We start from the raw sequence: 21,448 nt of genomic DNA, 5'->3' as shown, positions 1-21,448 counted from the left end.
GGCGGCGTCGTGTCGCCGGGTTATCCCGCGATATTCCTTTCTTTGTTCATATTATTCACGCGAAAATTATTTATTTTCTATTACTTATCAAACCATTAATCAGAAATAGCGTGATTTGATGTAAGGTTAATTTTTATCCAACCGATATTGATCATACCGTCTACAAAATAAGGAATGTTAGGCACTATGAAAAATATCAAAGTCATCACCGGCGTTATCGCGACGCTGGGCATATTTAGCGCCTTATTGCTGGTGACAGGAATACTGTTTTATTCCGCCGTCAGCAGCGATCGGCTGAATTTCCAGAATGCGAGCGCACTGAGTTACCAACAACAGGAACTGGGCGGCAGTTTTCAGACATTGATCGAAACCCGCGTTACCATTAACCGCGTGGCGATACGCATGTTAAAAAATCAGCGCGATCCCGCCTCGCTGGACGCCATGAACACGCTGTTAACCAACGCTGGCGCGTCGCTCAACGAAGCGGAAAAACATTTCAACAACTACGTGAACTCCGAAGCGATCGCGGGAAAAGATCCGGCGTTGGATGCCCAGGCCGAAGCCAGCTTTAAGCAGATGTATGACGTTTTGCAGCAGTCTATCCACTATCTTAAAGCCGATAATTACGCCGCCTATGGCAACCTTGACGCGCAAAAAGCGCAGGATGACATGGAGCAGGTATATGACAAGTGGCTCTCTCAAAATGCGCAATTAATAAAATTAGCCAGCGATCAGAATCAGAGCAGTTTTACCCAGATGCAATGGACGCTGGGGATAATTCTACTTATCGTACTCATCGTGCTGGCGTTTATCTGGCTGGGGCTGCAACGCGTTCTACTCCGCCCGCTGCAACGGATTATGGCGCACATTCAAACTATCGCCGACGGCGATCTTACCCATGAGATAGAGGCCGAAGGACGCAGTGAAATGGGCCAACTGGCCGCCGGTCTTAAAACGATGCAGCAGTCGTTAATCCGTACCGTCAGCGCGGTGCGCGATAACGCAGACTCTATCTATACTGGCGCAGGCGAAATTTCCGCCGGCAGCAGCGACCTCTCTTCCCGTACCGAACAGCAGGCCTCGGCGCTGGAGGAGACCGCCGCCAGCATGGAACAGTTAACCGCCACGGTACGGCAAAACACCGATAACGCACGACAGGCGACGGGTCTGGCGAAAACCGCATCAGAAACCGCGCGTAAAGGAGGACGCGTGGTGGATAACGTAGTGAACACCATGAACGATATCGCCGAAAGTTCGGAAAAAATCGTGGACATCACCAGCGTGATTGACGGTATCGCCTTCCAGACTAATATCCTGGCGCTGAACGCCGCGGTAGAAGCCGCCCGTGCCGGCGAACAGGGGCGAGGATTCGCGGTCGTGGCCGGAGAGGTACGCACGTTGGCCAGCCGTAGCGCGCAGGCCGCCAAAGAGATCAAAGTACTGATTGAAAACTCCGTGTCGCGCATTGATACCGGCTCTACGCAGGTACGCGAAGCGGGAGAAACCATGAAAGAGATCGTCAACGCCGTGACCCGCGTGACCGATATTATGGGCGAAATCGCCTCTGCCTCCGATGAGCAAAGCAAAGGCATTGAGCAGGTGGCGCAGGCGGTATCGGAAATGGACAGCGTGACGCAGCAAAACGCCTCGCTGGTAGAGGAATCCGCAGCAGCAGCGGCGGCGCTGGAAGATCAGGCTAACGAACTTCGTCAGGCGGTCGCCGCGTTCCGCATCCAGAAACAACCTCGTCGGGAGGCGTCGCCGACGCCGTTAAGCAAAGGTTTAACGCCGCAGCCCGCCGCAGAACAGGCGAACTGGGAAAGCTTCTAATCAGAATGCTATCTGCCGTGCGGTTAATGCGCTTTACGCAATAAATAGCGGTACGGCAGACCCTCCGTCTCTTGCGCCAGCAAATCGTGTTCCATAAAGGTACAGAACCCCGGAATATCACGCGTCGTCGCCGGATCGTCGGCGATAATCAGCAATGTTTCGCCAGTTTGCATGTTGCGCACCGTTTTGCGCACCATCATTACTGGTTCAGGGCAACGCAGCCCCAGGGCGTCAAGCGTATGGTCAGGGGAGGAAAACAGATCGCTCATCTTCGTCTCAATGGTAGAAAAACGGCGATATTTTACGCCCATCTTCGTCAGTAAGCCAGGCAGGTTAACGATTGCGTGAAAATTAGCCATTGCAATGCCAGCGCAAAACAGTATTATGCGGCGGTTCTTTATTGGGTTCCCTCACCCCATCCAACAAAAAGGTCACAATATGACTCCGTTTACACAATCACAGCGCATAAAAGCGTTGTTCTGGCTATCGCTATTCCATTTACTGGTGATCATTTCCAGTAACTATCTGGTGCAGCTCCCCATCACTATTTTTGGTTTCCACACGACCTGGGGCGCGTTTAGTTTTCCTTTTATTTTTCTCGCCACCGATCTTACCGTGCGTATTTTTGGCGCACCGCTGGCGCGCCGCATTATCTTCGCCGTCATGATCCCTGCGCTGCTGGTGTCATATGTGGTTTCATCGCTGTTCTATATGGGCGCCTGGCAAGGTTTCGCCGCGTTGGCGAACTTTAATCTGTTCGTCGCCCGTATCGCCGCCGCCAGCTTTATGGCCTACGCGCTGGGACAGATCCTTGATGTCCATGTGTTTAACCGCCTGCGCCAAAATCGTCGCTGGTGGCTGGCGCCGACCGCTTCAACGCTGTTTGGCAATATCAGCGATACCCTTGCCTTTTTCTTCATTGCGTTCTGGCGAAGCCCCGATGCCTTTATGGCCGAACACTGGATGGAAATTGCGCTGGTGGATTATTGCTTTAAGGTGCTCATCAGCATTATTTTCTTCCTGCCGATGTACGGCGTTCTACTGAATATGTTGCTGAAAAAGCTGGCAGATAAATCTGAAATTTCCCCATTACCGGCAAGTTAAAGGTTCGTTTTCCGAGTTGTGATAAGATGAGCGAATGAGCCGTTATGGCCGTTTATCGAAAGGAAGAAGTCAATGCGCAATTTGGTTAAATATGCCGGTATTGGCCTGCTGGTTATGGGGCTTGCGGCCTGTGATAACAACGATACAAAAGCGTCGGCAGAAAGCGCCGCCGCAGAAAGTCAGGCCTCCGGCCAGCCCATCAGCCTGATGGATGGCAAACTCAGTTTCTCGCTGCCGGCGGATATGACCGATCAAAGCGGTAAGCTGGGCACCCAGGCGAATAATATGCACGTTTATTCTGACCCGACGGGCCAGAAAGCGGTGATTGTTATCGTCGGCGATAATACCGATGAAGCGTTGCCGGTGCTGGCGAACCGCCTGCTTGAGCAACAGCGTAGCCGCGACCCGCAGCTTCAGGTGGTCACCAATAAGTCTATTGAGCTCAAAGGCCATACGTTGCAACAACTGGACAGCATTATCTCCGCGAAAGGCCAGACGGCGTACTCTTCCATCGTGCTGGGCAAAGTGGATAACCAATTGCTGACGATTCAGGTCACGCTGCCTGCGGACAATCAGCAAAAAGCGCAAACCACGGCTGAAAACATCATCAATACGTTAGTTATTAAGTAACCTTTACGATGATGATGCGGCCTCCGGCAGTGCAGACGGAGGCCGTTTTTTTAAGCGCCAGGTCAGCAATAGCGCCATCGTTACCAGCCCGGCTGCCGCCAGATAAATCACCGGCACGCCCGCCCAGGTCATCACCAGCCCCGCCAGCGGCCCGGTAACCCCCAAAGACATATCCATAAAGACGGTATAGGTCGCCAGCGCCGCGCCCTGGTTCTGCGGCGGCACGGCTTTGACGGCCACCACGCCCAGCGCCGGAAAGACCAGCGAAAACCCCATCCCCGTGAGTAAAACGCCGATTTTTGCCATCCACGGCATGGCTGCCGTCCCCACAAGTAACAGACCAATAATCTCCACGCCAAAGCAGATCATGGCGACATTCAACCCGCCTAAACGATTGATGCCGTTAGGGAACAGCAAACGCGTGCCGACAAACGCGACGCTAAATAACGTGAGCGCAAAGGCGGCGCCATCCCAGCCTTTAGCATCATAAAATAAGGTAATAAACGTCGCGATGACGCCAAACCCTGCCGAGGCCAGCGCCAACGCCATACCATACAGCCAGACACGCCCCAGCACCGCGCGAAACGGCAGCGGCTTGCCTTTGTTCGCCTTCACCGACGGACGTGGAAGGGCTAACAGTACCGCCAACAGCGCCACGCCCATCACCGTTAGCGCCAGTCCCTGTAACCCGCCCCAGGCATAACACAGCACGCCCAGCGGCGCGCCCATCGCCATTGCGCCGTAGGTGACGATACCGTTCCAGGAGATGACCCGACCAATATGCAACGACCCGACGACACCGACGCCCCACAGTGTCGAACCGGTGCCGGCAAAACTTTGCCCAATCCCCAAAATCACGCGACCCAGCCCCAGTAGCAACAAACTGATCATCGGCCAGGCGCTGGCGATATCCGCCAGCAGGTAGCCGAGTCCGCTTAAAAAACAGCCGCATAAGCCAAAGACAACGATTTTTTTCGGCCCTAATACATCCGCATACCGCCCGGCATGGGGACGGCTTAACAGAGTGGCGAAGTATTGCAGGCTGATAATAAGCCCCGCCCAGAACGCGCTGAATCCCATCGCATCATGCACATAGCCGGGCAAGACGGCGAGCGGCAGGCCGATAGTCAGGTAGCTGGCAAAGTTAAACATCACGATGGAGACAATACGCAGATTGAGGCGCAATCCGTTTAGCGCCGGTTCAGCGACGGGTTCGGGCATGAGTATCACCGCATTTTTACAACATGTTTTCTTTTCTATCATGGCGCGCGGTGAAAATCAGTAGTGAGATTCAGATTATCGGTATCAGGGCAGCCGCTACACTTAGAAAAAAACACAACAAGGAAAACTTCATGGCAACCGCTCAACCCGACAAAACGGGTATGCATATTCTGCTGAAACTGGCCTCCCTGGTTATTATTCTCGCCGGGATTCATGCCGCGGCGGATATTATTGTACAACTCTTGCTGGCGCTCTTTTTCGCCATTGTTCTTAATCCATTAGTGACCTGGTTTATTCGCCGGGGCGTGAAGCGACCGCTGGCGATTACTATCGTGGTGGTCGTCATGCTGATCGTGCTTACCGCGCTGGTGGGTGTGCTTGCCGCATCGCTTAATGAATTTATCGCTATGCTGCCTAAATACAGCAAGGAGCTGACGCGTAAGGTCTTACACCTTCAGGAGTTAATGCCCTTCCTGAATTTACATATGTCGCCGGAACGTATGCTCCGCGGGATGGATTCCGATAAAATCATGCTCTTCACCACAACATTAATGACCGGCGTATCGGGCGCGATGGCAAGCATTGTGCTGCTGGTGATGACCGTGGTTTTTATGCTGTTTGAGGTGCGTCACGTGCCTTATAAATTACGTTTCGCGCTAAACAATCCACAAATCCATATTGCCGGCCTGCACCGCGCCCTGAAAGGCGTCTCGCATTATCTGGCGCTGAAAACGCTGCTCAGTTTATGGACGGGCGCGATTATCTGGCTGGGACTGGCGTTAATGGATATTCAGTTTGCGCTAATGTGGGGCGTACTGGCCTTTTTGCTCAATTACGTTCCTAATATCGGCTCGGTGATTTCCGCCGTTCCCCCCATGATTCAGGCGCTGTTATTTAACGGTTTTTACGAGTGCGTACTGGTCGGCGCGCTCTTTTTGGTGGTCCATATGGTGATTGGCAACATTATGGAGCCACGCATGATGGGCCATCGTCTGGGAATGTCCACGCTGGTGGTATTTCTTTCGTTACTGGTCTGGGGATGGCTATTAGGCCCGGTCGGGATGCTCTTGTCCGTTCCTTTGACCAGCGTCTGCAAAATCTGGATGGAAACCACTAAAGGCGGCAGCAAACTGGCGATCTTACTGGGGCCAGGCCGACCGAAAAGCCGTTTACCGGGATGAGGCGACAGATGCTACAATCTCCTCTTCTTCATAGGCAACGTTGGTCCTGATATGTACCAGGTCGTTCTGGGAAAAGTGTCAACATTAAGCGCAGGTCAATTGCCCGACGCGTTAATCGCTCAGGCGCCGCAGGGCGTTCGCCGGGCAAGCTGGCTGGCCGGGCGCGTGCTGCTTTCCCGTGCGCTCTCGCCACTACCGGAGATGGTGTATGGCGAACAGGGTAAACCGGCTTTTTCCGCCGGAGCGCCGCTGTGGTTTAACCTCAGTCATAGCGGCGACACTATTGCTCTGTTGCTTAGCGACGAAGGTGAAGTCGGCTGCGATATTGAAGTGATCCGCCCGCGCGATAACTGGCGTTCGCTGGCAAATGCGGTATTCAGCCTCGGCGAACATGCTGAAATGGAAGCGGAACGTCCGGAGCGACAACTGGCGGCCTTCTGGCGTATCTGGACGCGTAAAGAAGCCATCGTAAAACAACGCGGCGGCAGCGCCTGGCAAATCGTCAGCGTGGACAGCACGTTGCCCTCTGCCTTGTCGGTCAGCCAGTGTCAGCTCGATACGCTCAGTCTGGCAGTCTGTACCCCCACACCGTTTACGCTGACGCCGCAGACGATAACAAAAGCGTTATGACACATTAATTTTTCCCTCTGGCGGCGGACGTGTGTTACAAAATGCGGAGCTTCCCATGCGCCGACGCGCCATACCAAAAGGTTTAAGTCAGATGCAACGTGTCACCATCACCCTCGATGACGATTTACTGGAAACGCTGGACAGCCTGAGCCAGCGACGCGGCTATAACAATCGCTCCGAAGCGATCCGTGATATTTTGCGCGGCGCTCTGGCGCAGGAGGCCACCCAGGAACACGGTACACAGGGTTTCGCGGTACTTTCATATGTTTATGAACATGAGAAACGGGATTTAGCCAGCCGCATCGTCTCCACCCAGCATCATCATCATGATTTATCCGTCGCCACGCTGCACGTCCATATCAACCACGATGACTGTCTGGAGATCGCCGTTCTGAAGGGCGATATGGGCGACGTACAGCATTTTGCCGATGATGTTATCGCCCAGCGCGGCGTGCGCCACGGCCACTTGCAGTGTTTGCCGAAAGAAGACTAACGCCCCAGCGCCTTGCCGGGGGCGCTTCGCTTGCCCGGCCTACGCTCGCACGTCGTCGTTTGTAGGCCGGATGAGGCGCAGCCGCCATCCGGCAATAATGTTTACGCCATCGTGCCAATCGTTTTTCTGAAGCGTAACAGCGCTATCAGGAAGAACACGCCGCCTATCGCCAGCAGGGTCAGGAACTGCGGCCAGACGATGCTCAAACCTGCGCCGCGATAAAGAATAGCCTGGGCAAGGCTGACAAAATGCGTCGTCGGCATGGTCAGCATAATATCCTGCACCGCCTGCGGCATACTTTCGCGCGGCGTGGAACCGCCGGAAAGCATTTGTAGCGGTAACAGTACCAGAATCATTAATAACCCCAGTTGCGGCATCGAACGGGCGATGGTACCCATAAAAATCCCAATTGAAGTGGTGGCGAACAGGCTCAGCGCCACGCCCAACATAAACAATGGGATCGATCCTTCAATCGGTACGCCAAGTACGCCTTTCACCATCAGCATCAAAGACAAACCGGAAACCACCAGCACGACCAGCCCCATCGACCACACTTTTGCCATCATGATCTCAAAGGGCGTGACCGGCATCACCAACAGATGCTCTACCGTGCCGTGTTCTCGCTCGCGGATCAGCGCCGATCCGGTCAGCACTATCGCCAGCATGGTAATGTTGTTGATAATCGCCATCACGCCGCCAAACCACGCCGGGTCCAGATTCGGGTTAAAGCGCATCCGAATCTCCAGCGACACCGGCTGAACGTTATCTCCCCGCGCGCGCGCCACAAAGCTGTTGACCTCGCCGCTAATAATATTCTGGATATAACTGTTGCCGGTAAACGCCTGGCTCATGCGCGTCGCATCGACGTTAACCTGAATATCAGGCTGACGTCCGGCCAGCACATCACGCTGGAAATTTGGCGGAATATTGACCGCAAAGGTATAGCGTCCGGCATCCAGTCCGGCATCCATTTCCGTTGCCGTAATCATCTCCGGCGGCAGAAACCACGGGCGGTAAAAACTATTCACAATACGGTTCGACAACTGCGACTGATCCATATCGGCGATGGCGATAGGGGCAAGATGCAACGAACCGGGCAGGACGGTAGCGGAGGAGTAAACCGAAATCGTAAAGGCGAAGACGATCAGCGACAGCATCGCTTTGTCGCCCAGCAGACTGCGCAGTTCTTTAACGCCGAGGTTATAAATATTACGTAATCCGCGCATTACCCCTCCTGTTTTTTCAGCAGCAGAATGCTCAGACCCATCACCACCGGGACGGCAATCAGTAACGGCATAAATAACGGCCAGAGATCGGACAGATCCAACGCTTTGGAAAACGTCCCGCGCGCGATCGTCAGAAAATGGCTGGTCGGGTAGATCTCGCCGATCCATCTTCCCGGTCCTTCCAGCGAAGCCACCGGATCGATCATGCCGGAAAATTGTGTTGCCGGAATGAGGGTAATAATCGACGTCCCAAAAATAGCGGCGATTTGGCTCTTCATAAACGTGGAGATCAGCAGCCCCAGACCGGTGGCGATGATGACGTAAAGCAGCGCCGCGAGGGTAAGCGTGAGAAAGCTGCCTTTCAGCGGCACGCCGAACACAAAGACCGACAGCGCGCACAGTAGCAAGAAGTTCAGCATACCCAGCGCGATATACGGCAGTTGTTTACCCAGCAAAAATTCGCTGCGCGTCGTCGGCGTTACGTACAGATTAATCATCGACCCCAGCTCTTTCTCCCGCACCACGCTCAGGGCGCTAAGCATTGACGGGATCATCATGAGCAGCAGCGGAATGACCGCCGGAACGATAGCGGGCAGACTTTTCACATCCGGGTTATAACGATAGCGCGTTTCAATGTTGAGCAGCCCGGCCTGTTTAACCGGGTTCGGCTGACGACTTGCCGCCTCCTGCAGCCAGCTTTGGTGCATCGCCTGAACGTACCCCTTCACCGTCTCGGCGCGGCTGGGCATGGCGCCATCCACCCAGACGCCAATCTGCGCTGGCGTACCGCGAGCAATATCGCGGCCAAAATTAGGCGGGATCTCAATGGCAACCGCCAACTCTCCCGAACGCATCCGCCGGTCAAGCTCGTCATAGCTGGCGAGCGGCGGCTGTTCGATAAAATAGCGGGATCCTGCCAGATTGAGCGACCATGCCTGGCTACTGACGGTTTGATCGCGGTCGAGGACGGCAAAACGCAGGTTCTCCACGTCCATACTGATGCCATAGCCCATAATCAGCATCAGAATTACCGTTCCCAGCAGCGCCAGCGTCGAGCGTACCGGATCGCGGCGTAGCTCCAGCGCTTCGCGGCGACTGTAGCTGAACAAACGCCGGAAGCTCAATCCCTGCCGCGACGGTTTACCTGACGCGGCGGGCGTCTGGGATGGCGGTATTGGGGTTTCAGGCGCCGCTCCCGCAGCTTCCTGTAGCCAGGAAATAAACGCCGCTTCCAGATTGGCCGCGCCCCGCTGTTGCACCAATTCCTGCGGCGTACCGCTGGCGAGCACTTTACCGGCGTGCATCAATGACATTCGGTCGCAACGTTCCGCTTCGTTCATAAAATGGGTCGAGATAAAAATCGTCACCTTATCCTGACGCGAAAGATCGACCATAAGCTGCCAGAACATATCCCTGGCGACCGGATCAACGCCGGACGTTGGCTCATCAAGAATCAGCATTTCCGGGCGATGGATCACCGCTACCGCCAGCGATAAACGCTGGCGGATACCGAGCGGCAACGAAGCGGGGAGCGTATCTTCCACCTCCGTTAGCATAAAGCGTTCGATCATCTGCGCGACGCGCGCCGGGATCTCCGCTGGCGGAATATGAAACAGGCGGGCATGAAGTTCCAGATTCTGCCGCACGGTGAGTTCGTTATAGAGCGAAAAAGCCTGCGACATATACCCGACCCGGCGACGGGTATCGATGTCGTTCGGGTCTACCGGCTGGCCAAATAGCCAGGCCTGGCCTTCGCTGGCGGGAAGCAGACCGGTCAGCATTTTCATGGTGGTCGATTTGCCGCAACCGTTTGAACCGAGGAAGCCAAAAATCTCGCCGCGCGGAATGCGGAAATTAACATGGTCAACCGCGACGAACTTACCGAAACGCATGGTCAGATCTTTCGCCTCAATGGCAATCTCTTCCTGCTCAGCGTGATACGGCGGGATCACCACTGGCTTATGCGCCTGGCGCTGCGCTTCTGGCAACAGGGCGATAAACGCCTGCTCCAGCGTCGCACTATGGGTTTTTGCCCGCAGTTGCTGCGCGCTGCCGGTTGCCAGTATCTCGCCCGCATTCATCGCCACCAGCCAGTCAAAACGCTCCGCCTCTTCCATATAGGCCGTTGCGACCAACACGCTCATATTGGTCTGCCGTTGGCGGATACTGTCGATTAAGTCCCAGAACTGAGCGCGGGAGAGCGGGTCCACGCCGGTGGTAGGCTCATCAAGAATCAGCAATTCCGGGTCATGAATCAGCGCACAGCACAGCCCCAGCTTTTGTTTCATCCCACCGGACAGCTTCCCGGCAGGACGATCACGAAACGGCGCCAGGCCGGTGCTGTTCAGCAGCTCGGTAATACGCGCTTCGCGTTCAGCTTTGTCATGACCAAAGAGACGAGCGAAAAAATCGACGTTCTCATAAACCGATAGCGTGTGATAAAGGTTTTTCCCCAGCCCCTGCGGCATCCAGGCGATGCGCGGACAGACGTCGCGGCGATGTTTCGCATCGCGCATATCGCCGCCCAGGACGATAACGTTCCCTTGCTCAATCACCCGCGCGCCAGAAATCAGCGACAGCAGGCTCGACTTACCCACCCCGTCCGGACCAATCAGCCCGACCATACTACGGGCGGGAATGTCCAGCGTGATATTGTTCAGCGCGACCGTTTTTCCGTAATGCTGGCTCACCCCCTCAAGCTGCGCCACGGGAGGAACAGGCACCAGCGTCAGCGACGTCATTGCGACAGCCTCACGCTTAGAGCGTCAGGCCAGGGCACGCGCTCATCCAGACGAACCCAGGCCATTCCCGGCAAACCGGTTTTGACATATTCCAGATGCTGTCGCAGCAGCTCTGGCGGAATACGCGCTTTGACGCGGAACATCAGCTTCAGCCGTTCATCGTGGGTTTCCACGGTTTTGGGCGTGAACTGCGCCACGCTGGCGACAAAACTGATCGTCGCCGGAATACGCAGATCCGGCGCGGCGTCCAGCACCAGTCGCGCTTCGCCGCCGATCTTCAACAACCCAGCCTGTTCGGTCGGCAGGAAAAATGTCATATAAACGTCGCTGAGATCGACCATGTTCAACACCCGGCCGCCAGCCGATAACACTTCGCCCGGCTCCGCAACGCGGTACTGCACGCGTCCATCGCGCGGCGCTTTTAATTCGCTGTCGTCGATGTCGGCGACAATACGCCGCTCGGTCGCCTGCGCCGCTTCCACGCGCGTTTGCGCCTGGATAATACTGGTACGCGCCGCCTCAATCGCCGCTTTTGCCGCAGATACCTGCGCTTTGGCGGTCTCCAGGGCGGCGCGCGCGCTTTCCGCCGCCGCGCGATCGTCATCTAACTGTTGTACAGATACCGCGCCACGCTGCGACAGCGAACGGGAACGCACGTGACGTTTAGAGACGGAGTCCAGCTCAGCTTCCCGCTGTTTGACGACCGACTGCGCGGCGCGCATTTCACTCTGGCGTTGCTCCAGCAAGGCGCGGGCGGCGGCAACTGCGCTCTCGGCCTCTTTAATCTGCGCAATCGCCTCCAGCCGCTGCTCCTGCAGCACGCGGGTATCCATTTTCGCCAGCACCTCGCCCTGACGAACGAACTGCCCTTCCGAAACGAGGATGGTATCAATACGCCCGGCAATCTTAGTGGCAATATCCACTTCGGTGGCTTCAATTCTGCCGTTGCTGGCGGCAAACCCCTCCGGTATTCCCGCAGGGCGCAGCATCCACCAGGCTATCGCGGCCACCGCCACAAGAATCCCCGCTCCCCACCACACCAGATGACGCTTCATTTTGTCCATAATCGACCCGCCGTAATCCCTGTTGTCTAACCATGCGTGTCACAAAGTCCGCCGGGCGTGCGCTCAGCGGGGGTTTCCATTCGGGATAAGAATGAAAAAAGAAAAGGGGCCAGACGACGAACAGACGCCGATGAAGCGCTCGCCGTCAAAGGGAGTGAATGATGTAGGTACCCGGAAAAGAGGGAGTAATGTTGTCATCATCAGCGTTCCTGGCCGTAAATGAAACACGCATACTCATAACTGCTATAAATCGATACTAACACCTCTGTCCGGGATGTCTATTCGCTTATTGTTTGTAATGGTACTTAGCGTTTTGCCGCCAAATCCTGCGCACAGGCCCAGGCGCTCGACCACGCCCACTGGAAGTTATAGCCGCCCAACCAGCCGGTGACGTCCATCACTTCGCCGATAAAATAGAGACCCGGCACGCGGCGCGCTTCCATAGTCCGCGATGATAGTTCGTTTGTATCCACGCCGCCCAGCGTCACTTCCGCTGTCCGATAGCCTTCGGTGCCGTTAGGCTGCACTTGCCAGGCAGTCAACGTGTCAACCAACGTCTGCTGGTCACGAACGTTCAACTGCCTGAGCGATACATCCGGGATGTGCCCCAACTGTTGTAAACACTCCACCAGCCGTTTCGGCAGATGCATCGCCAGCGTGTTCTTCAGACTCTGGTTCGGGTGCGCGTTACGCTGTTCATTGAGAACATCTTCCAGCGAGAGGTCCGGCAATAAGTTAATGCTCACTAACTCCCCCGGTTGCCAGTAGCTGGAAATCTGTAAAACGGCGGGGCCGGACAGCCCACGATGGGTAAAAAGTAGGTTTTCCCGAAATACCGTGCCATTGCGGGCGGTAATTACGCAGGGCACAGAGACGCCAGACAGCGTCTGGAGCTGTTCTAACAGCGGCTTATGTAGCGTAAAGGGCACCAGTCCGGCGCGCGTCGGCAACACCTTGAGACCAAACTGTTCGGCGATTTTATAGCCAAACGGCGATGCGCCAAGCCCCGGCATCGACAGGCCGCCGCTGGCAATCACCAGCTTTTGCGTAGTCACCGTCTCGCCGTTCAGCGCCAGTACGAAACCCGACTCATCACGCTCGACGCTCAATACCTCGCTACGCAGGCGCATCGTTACGCCACCTTTGTCGCACTCGGCAACCAGCATATCGACAATGCGTTGGGCGGAATCATCGCAAAAAAGCTGTCCCAGCGTTTTCTCATGCCAGGCTATCCCATACCTGCCGACCAGATCGATAAAGTCCCACTGGGTATAGCGGGCTAACGCTGATTTACAAAAATGGGGGTTCTGGCTCAAATACGCAGCAGGCTCAACATAAAGATTAGTAAAGTTGCAGCGCCCACCGCCGGACATGAGGATTTTACGTCCTGGCTTCTTGCCATTATCGATGAGCAGCACGCGGCTACCCGCCTGTCCTGCCTGCGCGGCGCAAAACATGCCCGCTGCGCCAGCGCCTATAATAACGGCATCAAACCTTTCCACGTCGCCTTCCTCTCTCAAATTCGGGCGGGAATTGTAAAGTTTCCTCAGTGGTCGCACCAGCGCGAAAAGCGCCTGAAAATGGTATTTATCTGAAATATATAAGATAATTCTTTAGTGATATCAAACAAAGCACGAAGTACATCAAAAAAAGTCTATATTTCACTTTGCCCGCGCCGCCAAAGTCACTGATAATGCGCCGCGTTCATGTCCTCAAAATGGCGTAACGTCCTATGCTACATTTGTTTGCTGGCCTGGATTTACATACCGGGCTTTTATTATTGCTTGCTCTGGCTTTTGTGCTGTTCTACGAAGCGATTAACGGCTTCCATGACACAGCCAATGCAGTCGCAACCGTGATTTACACCCGTGCGATGCGTTCGCAGCTGGCGGTTGTCATGGCGGCGGTGTTTAACTTTTTTGGCGTTTTGCTGGGGGGTCTCAGCGTGGCGTATGCCATTGTGCATATGCTACCGACGGATCTCCTGCTCAACATGGGTTCCGCGCACGGCCTCGCTATGGTCTTTTCCATGTTGCTGGCGGCGATTATCTGGAACCTCGGTACCTGGTATTTCGGGTTGCCGGCGTCCAGTTCCCACACGCTGATTGGCGCCATTATCGGCATCGGTTTAACCAATGCGATGATGACCGGCACGTCAGTGGTGGATGCGCTTAACATCCCGAAAGTTATCAATATTTTCGGTTCACTCATTATCTCCCCTATTGTCGGTCTGGTATTCGCCGGCGGTCTGATTTTCTTGCTGCGCCGCTACTGGAGCGGTACTAAGAAACGCGCCCGTATCCACCTGACGCCAGCCGAACGTGAAAAGAAAGACGGCAAGAAAAAGCCGCCGTTCTGGACGCGTATCGCGCTGATCCTCTCAGCTATCGGCGTGGCGTTTTCGCATGGCGCGAACGATGGTCAGAAAGGCATTGGCCTGGTCATGCTGGTGCTGATTGGCGTCGCGCCTGCGGGTTTCGTGGTCAATATGAATGCCTCCAGCTACGAAATCACCCGTACGCGCGATGCTATCAACAATGTCGAAACGTACTTTGAGCAGCGTCCTGACCTGCTGAAAGCCGTCACCGGCGTTGACCAACTGATTCCGTCTCCGGAACCGGGCGCGACTGAACCGACTGAATTCCACTGCCATCCGGCTAACACCATTAACGCGCTTAACCGTGCGAAAGGGATGCTGGCAAACGTGGAAAGCTACGACAAGTTAAGCGTTGAACAGCGTAGTCAGTTGCGTCGCATTATGCTGTGCATTTCCGACACGACCGACAAAGTCGTGAAATTGCCTGGCGTAAGCAGCGATGACCAGCGCCTGCTGAAAAAGCTGAAGACCGATATGTTAAGCACCATTGAGTATGCGCCGGTGTGGATCATTATGGCAGTGGCGTTGGCGCTGGGTATTGGTACGATGATCGGCTGGCGTCGCGTGGCGACCACTATCGGCGAGAAAATTGGTAAAAAAGGCATGACGTATGCGCAGGGAATGTCGGCGCAGATGACGGCGGCAGTCTCTATCGGTCTTGCCAGCTACACCGGTATGCCAGTTTCTACCACTCACGTACTCTCCTCTTCAGTGGCGGGAACCATGGTCGTTGATGGCGGCGGGTTGCAGCGTAAAACCGTGACCAGCATTCTGATGGCCTGGGTATTTACGTTACCGGCGGCGATTATTCTTTCCGGCGTGCTGTACTGGCTTTCCCTGAAGATTATTTAAGCCAAATGGGCCGGATAGCGCTGTCGCTAATCCGGCCTGTCAGGATGAAACGACACAGGCCTGACAGGCCGCTACAAGCGGCGTCATCCGGGAGGCTTATCTAACATGAGCGGGTCAGGAAACTGGCCCGCTTTTTTCATTCAGTGCCAAATCATGAGCGCAATCAAGCTCACCACCACCAAACCGCATAACGCGCTGGTCAGCAGAAACTGGCGGCGCACGCGTTCACAACGGCGAATAAATTCTTCATCATGATGATCGCGATAGCGCTGAGCGTAGATATACCATACCAGGCGCACCTGTTTGTTGGGCTGACCATGCGTGGTAAAGAAGCCGCCGCCATCGACATATTGATAGAGCAAAGGATCGCAACCACGAAGTACCACTAACAGTGCGCGTAGCGATGAGAAATAGCGCGCCATATTAACAATGCAAACGACACATAAAGCCCAGAATAGTGAGACGGTGCTTATCATATCTCCTCCCCGGCGACCCGCCCACGGAGTTCCTCTCCGGGACTACCGCTCCCCGATACCCTGCCAGACAATCAGTGAAAGAGTACTACGAAAGCCGTCCATATTAGCGCTCCGCATTCGAACGGCTCTTATACACATTGTAGGAGATCAGTTAATTTTTTTACCAGAAGGTTAATCACTATCAATGCAATTCCCTGAAAATTTTGTTTAACTAACTGGCAAGCAAGGCGGATTGACGGATTATCCTGGTCGCTATAATGTAAGGATAGTTATGGTAAACGGCTGAGCTAGCCCCGCGCATAGAGTTCGCAGGACGCGGGTGACGCGGCGGCATAAGAAACGCCAGTAGCTCAATGGTCATCGACAACTTATGGAAGGAGTAACACTATGGCTTATAAACACATTCTTATCGCAGTTGATCTCTCCCCGGAAAGTAAAGTTCTGGTTGAAAAAGCGGTCTCTATGGCGCGCCCCTACAACGCGAAAATCTCCCTCATCCACGTTGATGTGAACTATTCTGACCTGTACACCGGTCTGATTGACGTCAATCTGGGCGATATGCAGAAACGTATCTCCGAAGAAACCCACCACGCGCTGACCGAGCTGTCTACCAACGCTGGCTACCCTATCACTGAAACCCTGAGCGGTAGCGGCGATTTGGGCCAGGTGCTGGTTGACGCCATCAAGAAATACGATATGGATCTGGTCGTTTGCGGTCATCACCAGGACTTCTGGAGCAAACTGATGTCTTCTGCGCGCCAGCTGATCAACACCGTTCACGTTGACATGCTGATTGTGCCGCTGCGCGACGAAGAAGAGTAATACTTACCGTACCGGCTGGCGGCTAAGACCGCATCTGGTCTATAGTCAATCAGGTTGGCCTGAACCATCAGGCAAATTCCGGCTATCAACAACAACGCCCGCTTCTGTGGGCGTTTTGTTTATCCCCCCTTCTTCGCAGTACTCAGTACATCATTCCATCACACCAAACATAATTAGTGTGATCCACTAATTAGTTTGCGTATCATTTGTATAATAACCTATTGATCAGGCTAATAACCGCAGTCTATATCAGGGTAAGTCTTTTCGGCGCGTTTTGATATACGCGCTCATACGTTTCGGGATGGCATTAAAAGGCGAAGGAATATGAATACAACTGCACCTACGGGCTTGCTGCAGCAACCTCGTCCATTTTTCATGATCTTTTTTGTAGAATTATGGGAACGATTTGGCTATTACGGCGTCCAGGGCATCCTGGCGGTCTTTTTCGTTAAACAATTGGGTTTTTCTCAGGAACAGGCCTTTATTACCTTTGGCGCTTTTGCGGCGCTGGTTTATGGCCTGATCTCCATCGGCGGCTATGTTGGCGACCATCTGTTAGGGACTAAACGCACCCTGGTCCTGGGCGCGATTGTGCTGGCGATTGGCTATTTTATGACCGGCATGTCGTTATTAAATCCCGATCTGATTTTTATCGCACTGGGTACGATTGCCGTGGGCAACGGGTTATTTAAAGCCAATCCCGCCAGCCTGCTCTCTAAATGCTATCAGCCTAAAGATCCCCGGCTGGATGGCGCTTTCACCCTGTTTTATATGTCGATTAACATCGGTTCTTTGTTATCGCTATCGCTGGCGCCGGTGATTGCCGATAAATTTGGCTATGCGGTGACCTATAATCTGTGCGGCGCTGGTTTAATTGTTGCGCTTCTGGTGTACTTCGCCTGCCGTGGCATGGTGAAAAATATCGGTTCTGAACCGGATCATAAACCGCTACGTTTTCGCAATTTGCTGCTGGTACTGCTCGGCACCGTCGTCATGATTTTCCTCTGCGCCTGGCTGATGCACAACGTTAAGATTGCCAATCTGGTGCTCATCATCCTTTCTATCGTCGTCACTATTTTCTTCTTTCGCGAAGCGTTTCGTCTGGATAAAACCGGCCGCAATAAAATGTTCGTGGCGTTTATTCTGATGATTGAAGCCGTGCTGTTTTACATTCTGTATGCGCAGATGCCTACCTCGCTGAACTTCTTTGCGATTAATAACGTGCATCATGAAATTCTTGGATTCGCCATTAACCCGGTGAGTTTTCAGGCGCTGAACCCATTCTGGGTGGTCGTCGCCAGTCCGGTACTGGCAGCGATTTACACCCGGCTGGGTAGCAAAGGCAAAGATCTGACTATGCCGATGAAGTTTACACTCGGCATGTTCCTCTGCGCGCTGGGTTTTCTGACCGCCGCCGCCGCCGGGATGTGGTTTGCCGATGCGCAAGGACTGACGTCGCCGTGGTTTATCGTGCTGGTGTATCTGTTCCAGAGTCTGGGCGAGTTGCTGATTAGCGCGCTGGGACTGGCAATGGTCGCCGCTCTGGTGCCGCAGCATCTGATGGGCTTTATTCTGGGAATGTGGTTCCTGACCCAGGCTGCCGCCTTCCTGCTCGGCGGTTATGTGGCGACCTTCACTGCCGTACCGGAAAACATCACCGATCCGTTACAGACGCTGCCCATTTATACCGGCGTCTTTAGCAAAATTGGTCTGGTAACGTTGGCGGTCACCGTGGTGATGGCCATTATGGTGCCGTGGTTAAACCGAATGATTAATACGCCAGGTACCGAACAGTAATACTCAGTGCCGGATACGGCTTACGCCTTATCCGGCCTACAAATAATTGAGAATCGTAGGCCCGATAAGCGTAGCGCCATCGGGCAATCCGTTACTCCGTCAGAGGGGTTCCGGCATAAATATCAAACCGATGCCCTTTGGTGACGATGGCGTTGGTCGTCGCGACATCCGCCAGCGGCGGCGCATAATCGGGACGTTTAACCACCACGCGTTTGGTCGCTAGCTGACGCGCCGGTTCCAGCAGTCCGTCGGCGTCGAGATCCGGCCCCACCAACGACTGAAATACCCGCATCTCTTTCTTCACCAGCGCGCTTTTCTGCCGGTGAGGAAACATCGGATCGAGGTAGACCACCTGCGGGCGCGGCGTGATATCGGTCAACGCCGTCAGGCTGGAAGCATGAATCAGCTGCAAACGCTCCTGAAGCCAGCCGCCAATGTCCGCATCGGCGTAGCCGCGCGTCAGGCCGTCGTCGAGCAACGCGGCGACCACCGGATTACGCTCCAGCATCCGCACGCGGCAACCGACGGACGCCAGCACAAACGCATCGCGCCCCAGTCCGGCCGTGGCATCAACCACATCCGGCAGATAATCGCCTTTGATACCAACGGCTTTCGCCACCGCTTCGCCGCGCCCGCCGCCGAACTTACGTCGATGGGCCATCGCGCCGCCGACAAAATCGACGAAAATGCCGCCGAGTTTCGGTTCGTCGCGCTTGCGCAGCTCCAGATGTTGCGGCGTCAATACCAGCGCCATCGGGTTGTCTTCGTCATGCTCCAGTCCCCAGCGGGCAGCCAGAACAGATAAGGCGCCGTCTGTGGCGCCCGTTTCATCCATTAAGCAGATTTGCACGTAAAATCAGCCTTTAATCCCGTAATGCTCCAGCATCGCGTCCAGCTGTGGTTCACGGCCACGGAAGCGTTTAAAGAGTTCCATCGGCTCTTCAGAACCACCGCGAGTCAGGATGTTATCAAGGAACGACTGACCGGTCTCACGGTTGAAAATGCCTTCCTCCTCAAAGCGGGAATAAGCGTCCGCCGCCAGTACGTCGGCCCACAGATAGCTGTAGTAGCCTGCCGCATAGCCGCCAGCAAAGATATGGCTGAACGCATGTGGGAAACGGCCCCATGTCGGTGACGGCACCACGGCGACCTGTTTTTTAATTTCAAAGAGCGTCTCAAGAATTTTCGCTCCTTGCTGCGGGTTAAATTCCGCATGCAGACGGAAATCAAACAGACCGAACTCCAGCTGACGCAGAATAAACAGCGCCGCCTGATAGTTTTTCGCCGCCAGCATTTTATCCAGCAGTTCCTTCGGCAACGGCTCGCCGGTTTCATAGTGGCCGGAAATAAACGCCAGCGCTTCCGGCTCCCAGCACCAGTTTTCCATAAACTGACTTGGCAGTTCGACCGCGTCCCACGGCACGCCGCTGATACCGGAGACCCCGGCGGTCTCAATGCGGGTCAGCATATGATGCAGGCCATGACCAAACTCGTGGAACAGGGTGATCACTTCGTCATGGGTAAACAGAGCGGGTTTACCGTTCACCGGACGGTTGAAATTACAGGTCAGATAAGCGACCGGCTTTTGCAATGTGCCATCCGCTTTACGCATCTGGCCGACACAGTCGTCCATCCACGCCCCGCCGCGTTTGTGTTCGCGCGCGTACAGGTCAAGGTAGAAGCTGCCGCGCAGCTCGTTATTTTCGTCATACAGTTCAAAGAAACGCACTTCCGGGTGCCAGACATCAACGTCAGTACGCTCTTTGGCAGTGATGCCGTAAATACGTTTCACCACTTCAAACAGGCCATTCACGGCTTTGTTTTCCGGGAAGTACGGACGTAGCTGCTCATCGCTGATGCTGTACAGGTGCTGTTTTTGCTTTTCACTGTAGTACGCGATATCCCACGGTTGCAGCTCCTCAACGCCAAATTCGGCTTTGGCGAAGGCGCGCAGCTGGGCCAGCTCTTTTTCCCCCTGCGGACGGGCGCGTTTCGCCAAATCGGTCAGGAAGTCGAGCACCTGCTGCGGATTTTCCGCCATTTTGGTGGCCAGCGATTCATGGGCATAATTTTCGAAGCCCAGCAGTTGCGCCAGTTCATGGCGCAGCGCAAGAATTTCTTCCATCACCGGGCTGTTATCCCACTTACCGGCGTTCGGCCCCTGGTCGGAGGCGCGAGTGGAATAGGCGCGATACATCTCTTCACGCAACGCCTGGTTGTCGCAGTAGGTCATCACTGGCAGATAGCTCGGGATATCCAGAGTCAGCAGGTAACCTTCCTGCTCTTTGGCTTCCGCCTGGGCTTTAGCTGCCGCCAGAGCGCTTTCCGGCATTCCCGCCAGCTCGGCTTCATCGGTGATGAGCTTCGTCCAGCCCATAGTGGCATCGAGCACATTATTGCTGTACTGGTTGCCCAGCTCAGACAGGCGAGTGGCGATTTCGCCGTAACGCTGCTGTTTCTCTTTCGGCAGACCGATGCCGGACAGTTCAAAATCACGTAGCGCGTTATCAACCGCTTTCTTCTGCGCGGTATTCAGAGTGGCGTAATGATCGCCGTCGCGCAGGTCGCGGTATGCATTGTACAGTCCTTCATGTTGCCCAACCCAGGTGCTGTATTCCGACAGCAGCGGCAGCGTCTGTTCGTAGGCTTCACGCAGCTCCGGACTATTTTTCACCGAGTTTAAGTGGCTAATTGGCGAGAAAATACGCCCCAGAACATCGTCGGCTTCCGCCAACGGCTGGCAGAGGTTTTCCCAGCTATACGGCGCGCCATGCGCCACAACGCCTTCTACCGCCGCCCGGCAATCGGCCAACGCTTTGGTGACCGCAGGCACCACATGCTCCGGTTTAATTGCAGAAAAAGGCGGCAGTGAAAAAGACGTTAGTAATGGATTGGTCATATGCGCAGTCCTGTAGAAGAAGGTGAGTGGAGCGCGCTTTTGGCGCTCTCGCGATGAGATCTAGAATGGGGGATAGTAAGGGGAATTTCAATGATGGACAGCGTA

General features: G+C 54.8%; 18 protein-coding genes. 9 read left to right on the top strand and 9 right to left on the bottom strand.

The features are described from left to right. The first annotated feature begins 186 nt into the window (after positions 1-186). Positions 187-1,830, top strand: coding sequence for a methyl-accepting chemotaxis citrate transducer (locus tag J4650_RS15140; RefSeq protein ID WP_001620698.1), 1,644 nt, complete (start codon positions 187-189; stop codon positions 1,828-1,830). A gap of 23 nt (positions 1,831-1,853) precedes the next feature. Here J4650_RS15140 and tusA read toward each other — a convergent pair whose 3' ends face one another. Continuing rightward, positions 1,854-2,099 carry a sulfurtransferase TusA gene (gene tusA, locus J4650_RS15135; protein ID WP_001541054.1) on the bottom strand — a complete coding sequence of 82 codons (246 nt, stop codon included), beginning with the start codon at positions 2,097-2,099 and terminating at the stop codon, positions 1,854-1,856. A 169-nt stretch (positions 2,100-2,268) separates the two neighbouring features. Here tusA and J4650_RS15130 point away from each other — a divergent pair, with 169 nt between their 5' ends. Both J4650_RS15130 and J4650_RS15125 read left to right on the top strand, forming a co-directional pair. Next, a complete protein-coding gene (locus J4650_RS15130) occupies positions 2,269-2,934 on the top strand; it encodes a 7-cyano-7-deazaguanine/7-aminomethyl-7-deazaguanine transporter (protein ID WP_001531644.1) in 666 nt (221 codons plus the stop codon). Positions 2,935-3,006: 72 nt separating this feature from the next. After that, positions 3,007-3,564 (top strand): DcrB family lipoprotein, encoded by a 558-nt coding sequence (locus J4650_RS15125; RefSeq protein ID WP_001245277.1) that lies wholly within the window; start codon positions 3,007-3,009, stop codon positions 3,562-3,564. Positions 3,565-3,567: 3 nt separating this feature from the next. Here the strand turns inward: J4650_RS15125 and J4650_RS15120 are convergent, their stop codons facing one another. Then, positions 3,568-4,827, bottom strand: coding sequence for an MFS transporter (locus tag J4650_RS15120; protein ID WP_077677850.1), 1,260 nt, complete (start codon positions 4,825-4,827; stop codon positions 3,568-3,570). A gap of 89 nt (positions 4,828-4,916) precedes the next feature. Here J4650_RS15120 and J4650_RS15115 point away from each other — a divergent pair, with 89 nt between their 5' ends. The 3 genes from J4650_RS15115 (at position 4,917) to nikR (ending at position 7,089) form a co-directional block, all read left to right on the top strand. Continuing rightward, the gene (locus J4650_RS15115; protein WP_000179588.1) at positions 4,917-5,966 is read left to right on the top strand and encodes an AI-2E family transporter; all 1,050 of its coding nucleotides are present in this window, start codon (positions 4,917-4,919) and stop codon (positions 5,964-5,966) included. A gap of 51 nt (positions 5,967-6,017) precedes the next feature. Further along, a complete protein-coding gene (gene acpT, locus J4650_RS15110; protein WP_000285377.1) occupies positions 6,018-6,596 on the top strand; it encodes a 4'-phosphopantetheinyl transferase AcpT in 579 nt (192 codons plus the stop codon). 91 nt (positions 6,597-6,687) lie between these two features. Next, positions 6,688-7,089, top strand: coding sequence for a nickel-responsive transcriptional regulator NikR (gene nikR, locus J4650_RS15105; protein WP_001190057.1), 402 nt, complete (start codon positions 6,688-6,690; stop codon positions 7,087-7,089). 101 nt (positions 7,090-7,190) lie between these two features. Here nikR and J4650_RS15100 read toward each other — a convergent pair whose 3' ends face one another. The 4 genes from J4650_RS15100 to J4650_RS15085 form a co-directional block, all read right to left on the bottom strand. Then, on the bottom strand, positions 7,191-8,315 hold the full coding sequence (locus tag J4650_RS15100; protein WP_001214764.1) for an ABC transporter permease: 1,125 nt from the start codon (positions 8,313-8,315) through the stop codon (positions 7,191-7,193). Continuing rightward, a complete protein-coding gene (rbbA, locus tag J4650_RS15095; RefSeq protein ID WP_000202922.1) occupies positions 8,315-11,056 on the bottom strand; it encodes a ribosome-associated ATPase/putative transporter RbbA in 2,742 nt (913 codons plus the stop codon). The genes J4650_RS15100 and rbbA overlap by 1 nt, the downstream gene beginning before the upstream one ends. Continuing rightward, on the bottom strand, positions 11,053-12,120 hold the full coding sequence (locus J4650_RS15090) for an HlyD family efflux transporter periplasmic adaptor subunit (RefSeq protein ID WP_000359836.1): 1,068 nt from the start codon (positions 12,118-12,120) through the stop codon (positions 11,053-11,055). Before J4650_RS15090 ends, rbbA begins: the two co-directional genes overlap by 4 nt. Positions 12,121-12,425: 305 nt before the next feature. Then, on the bottom strand, positions 12,426-13,622 hold the full coding sequence (locus tag J4650_RS15085) for an NAD(P)/FAD-dependent oxidoreductase (RefSeq protein WP_001748877.1): 1,197 nt from the start codon (positions 13,620-13,622) through the stop codon (positions 12,426-12,428). Between the two features lie 230 nt (positions 13,623-13,852). Here J4650_RS15085 and pitA point away from each other — a divergent pair, with 230 nt between their 5' ends. After that, the gene (gene pitA, locus J4650_RS15080) at positions 13,853-15,349 is read left to right on the top strand and encodes an inorganic phosphate transporter PitA (RefSeq protein WP_000902764.1); all 1,497 of its coding nucleotides are present in this window, start codon (positions 13,853-13,855) and stop codon (positions 15,347-15,349) included. A gap of 140 nt (positions 15,350-15,489) precedes the next feature. Here the strand turns inward: pitA and uspB are convergent, their stop codons facing one another. Continuing rightward, complete coding sequence (uspB, locus tag J4650_RS15075; RefSeq protein WP_000626193.1) at positions 15,490-15,825, bottom strand: universal stress protein UspB; 336 nt, start codon at positions 15,823-15,825, stop codon at positions 15,490-15,492. A 387-nt stretch (positions 15,826-16,212) separates the two neighbouring features. On the opposite strand from uspB, the gene uspA reads away from it, so the two are divergent. Beyond that, entirely contained in the window at positions 16,213-16,647 is a 435-nt protein-coding gene (gene uspA, locus J4650_RS15070) for a universal stress protein UspA (protein ID WP_000323565.1), read from the top strand. A 324-nt stretch (positions 16,648-16,971) separates the two neighbouring features. Then, on the top strand, positions 16,972-18,444 hold the full coding sequence (gene dtpB, locus J4650_RS15065; RefSeq protein WP_001098270.1) for a dipeptide/tripeptide permease DtpB: 1,473 nt from the start codon (positions 16,972-16,974) through the stop codon (positions 18,442-18,444). A gap of 91 nt (positions 18,445-18,535) precedes the next feature. On the opposite strand, the gene rsmJ is transcribed toward dtpB, so the two are convergent. Next, on the bottom strand, positions 18,536-19,294 hold the full coding sequence (rsmJ, locus tag J4650_RS15060; protein ID WP_124234980.1) for a 16S rRNA (guanine(1516)-N(2))-methyltransferase RsmJ: 759 nt from the start codon (positions 19,292-19,294) through the stop codon (positions 18,536-18,538). Positions 19,295-19,300: 6 nt separating this feature from the next. Beyond that, complete coding sequence (prlC, locus tag J4650_RS15055; protein ID WP_000184178.1) at positions 19,301-21,343, bottom strand: oligopeptidase A; 2,043 nt, start codon at positions 21,341-21,343, stop codon at positions 19,301-19,303. Between the last annotated feature and the right edge of the window lie 105 nt (positions 21,344-21,448).

The organism is Salmonella sp. 32120201201600049SM (assembly GCF_017572835.1).
Classification (GTDB): Bacteria; Pseudomonadota; Gammaproteobacteria; order Enterobacterales; family Enterobacteriaceae; genus Salmonella; species Salmonella enterica.
Note: the sequence above shows the minus strand (reverse complement) of the source record. Positions and strands in the feature narration are given on the sequence as shown.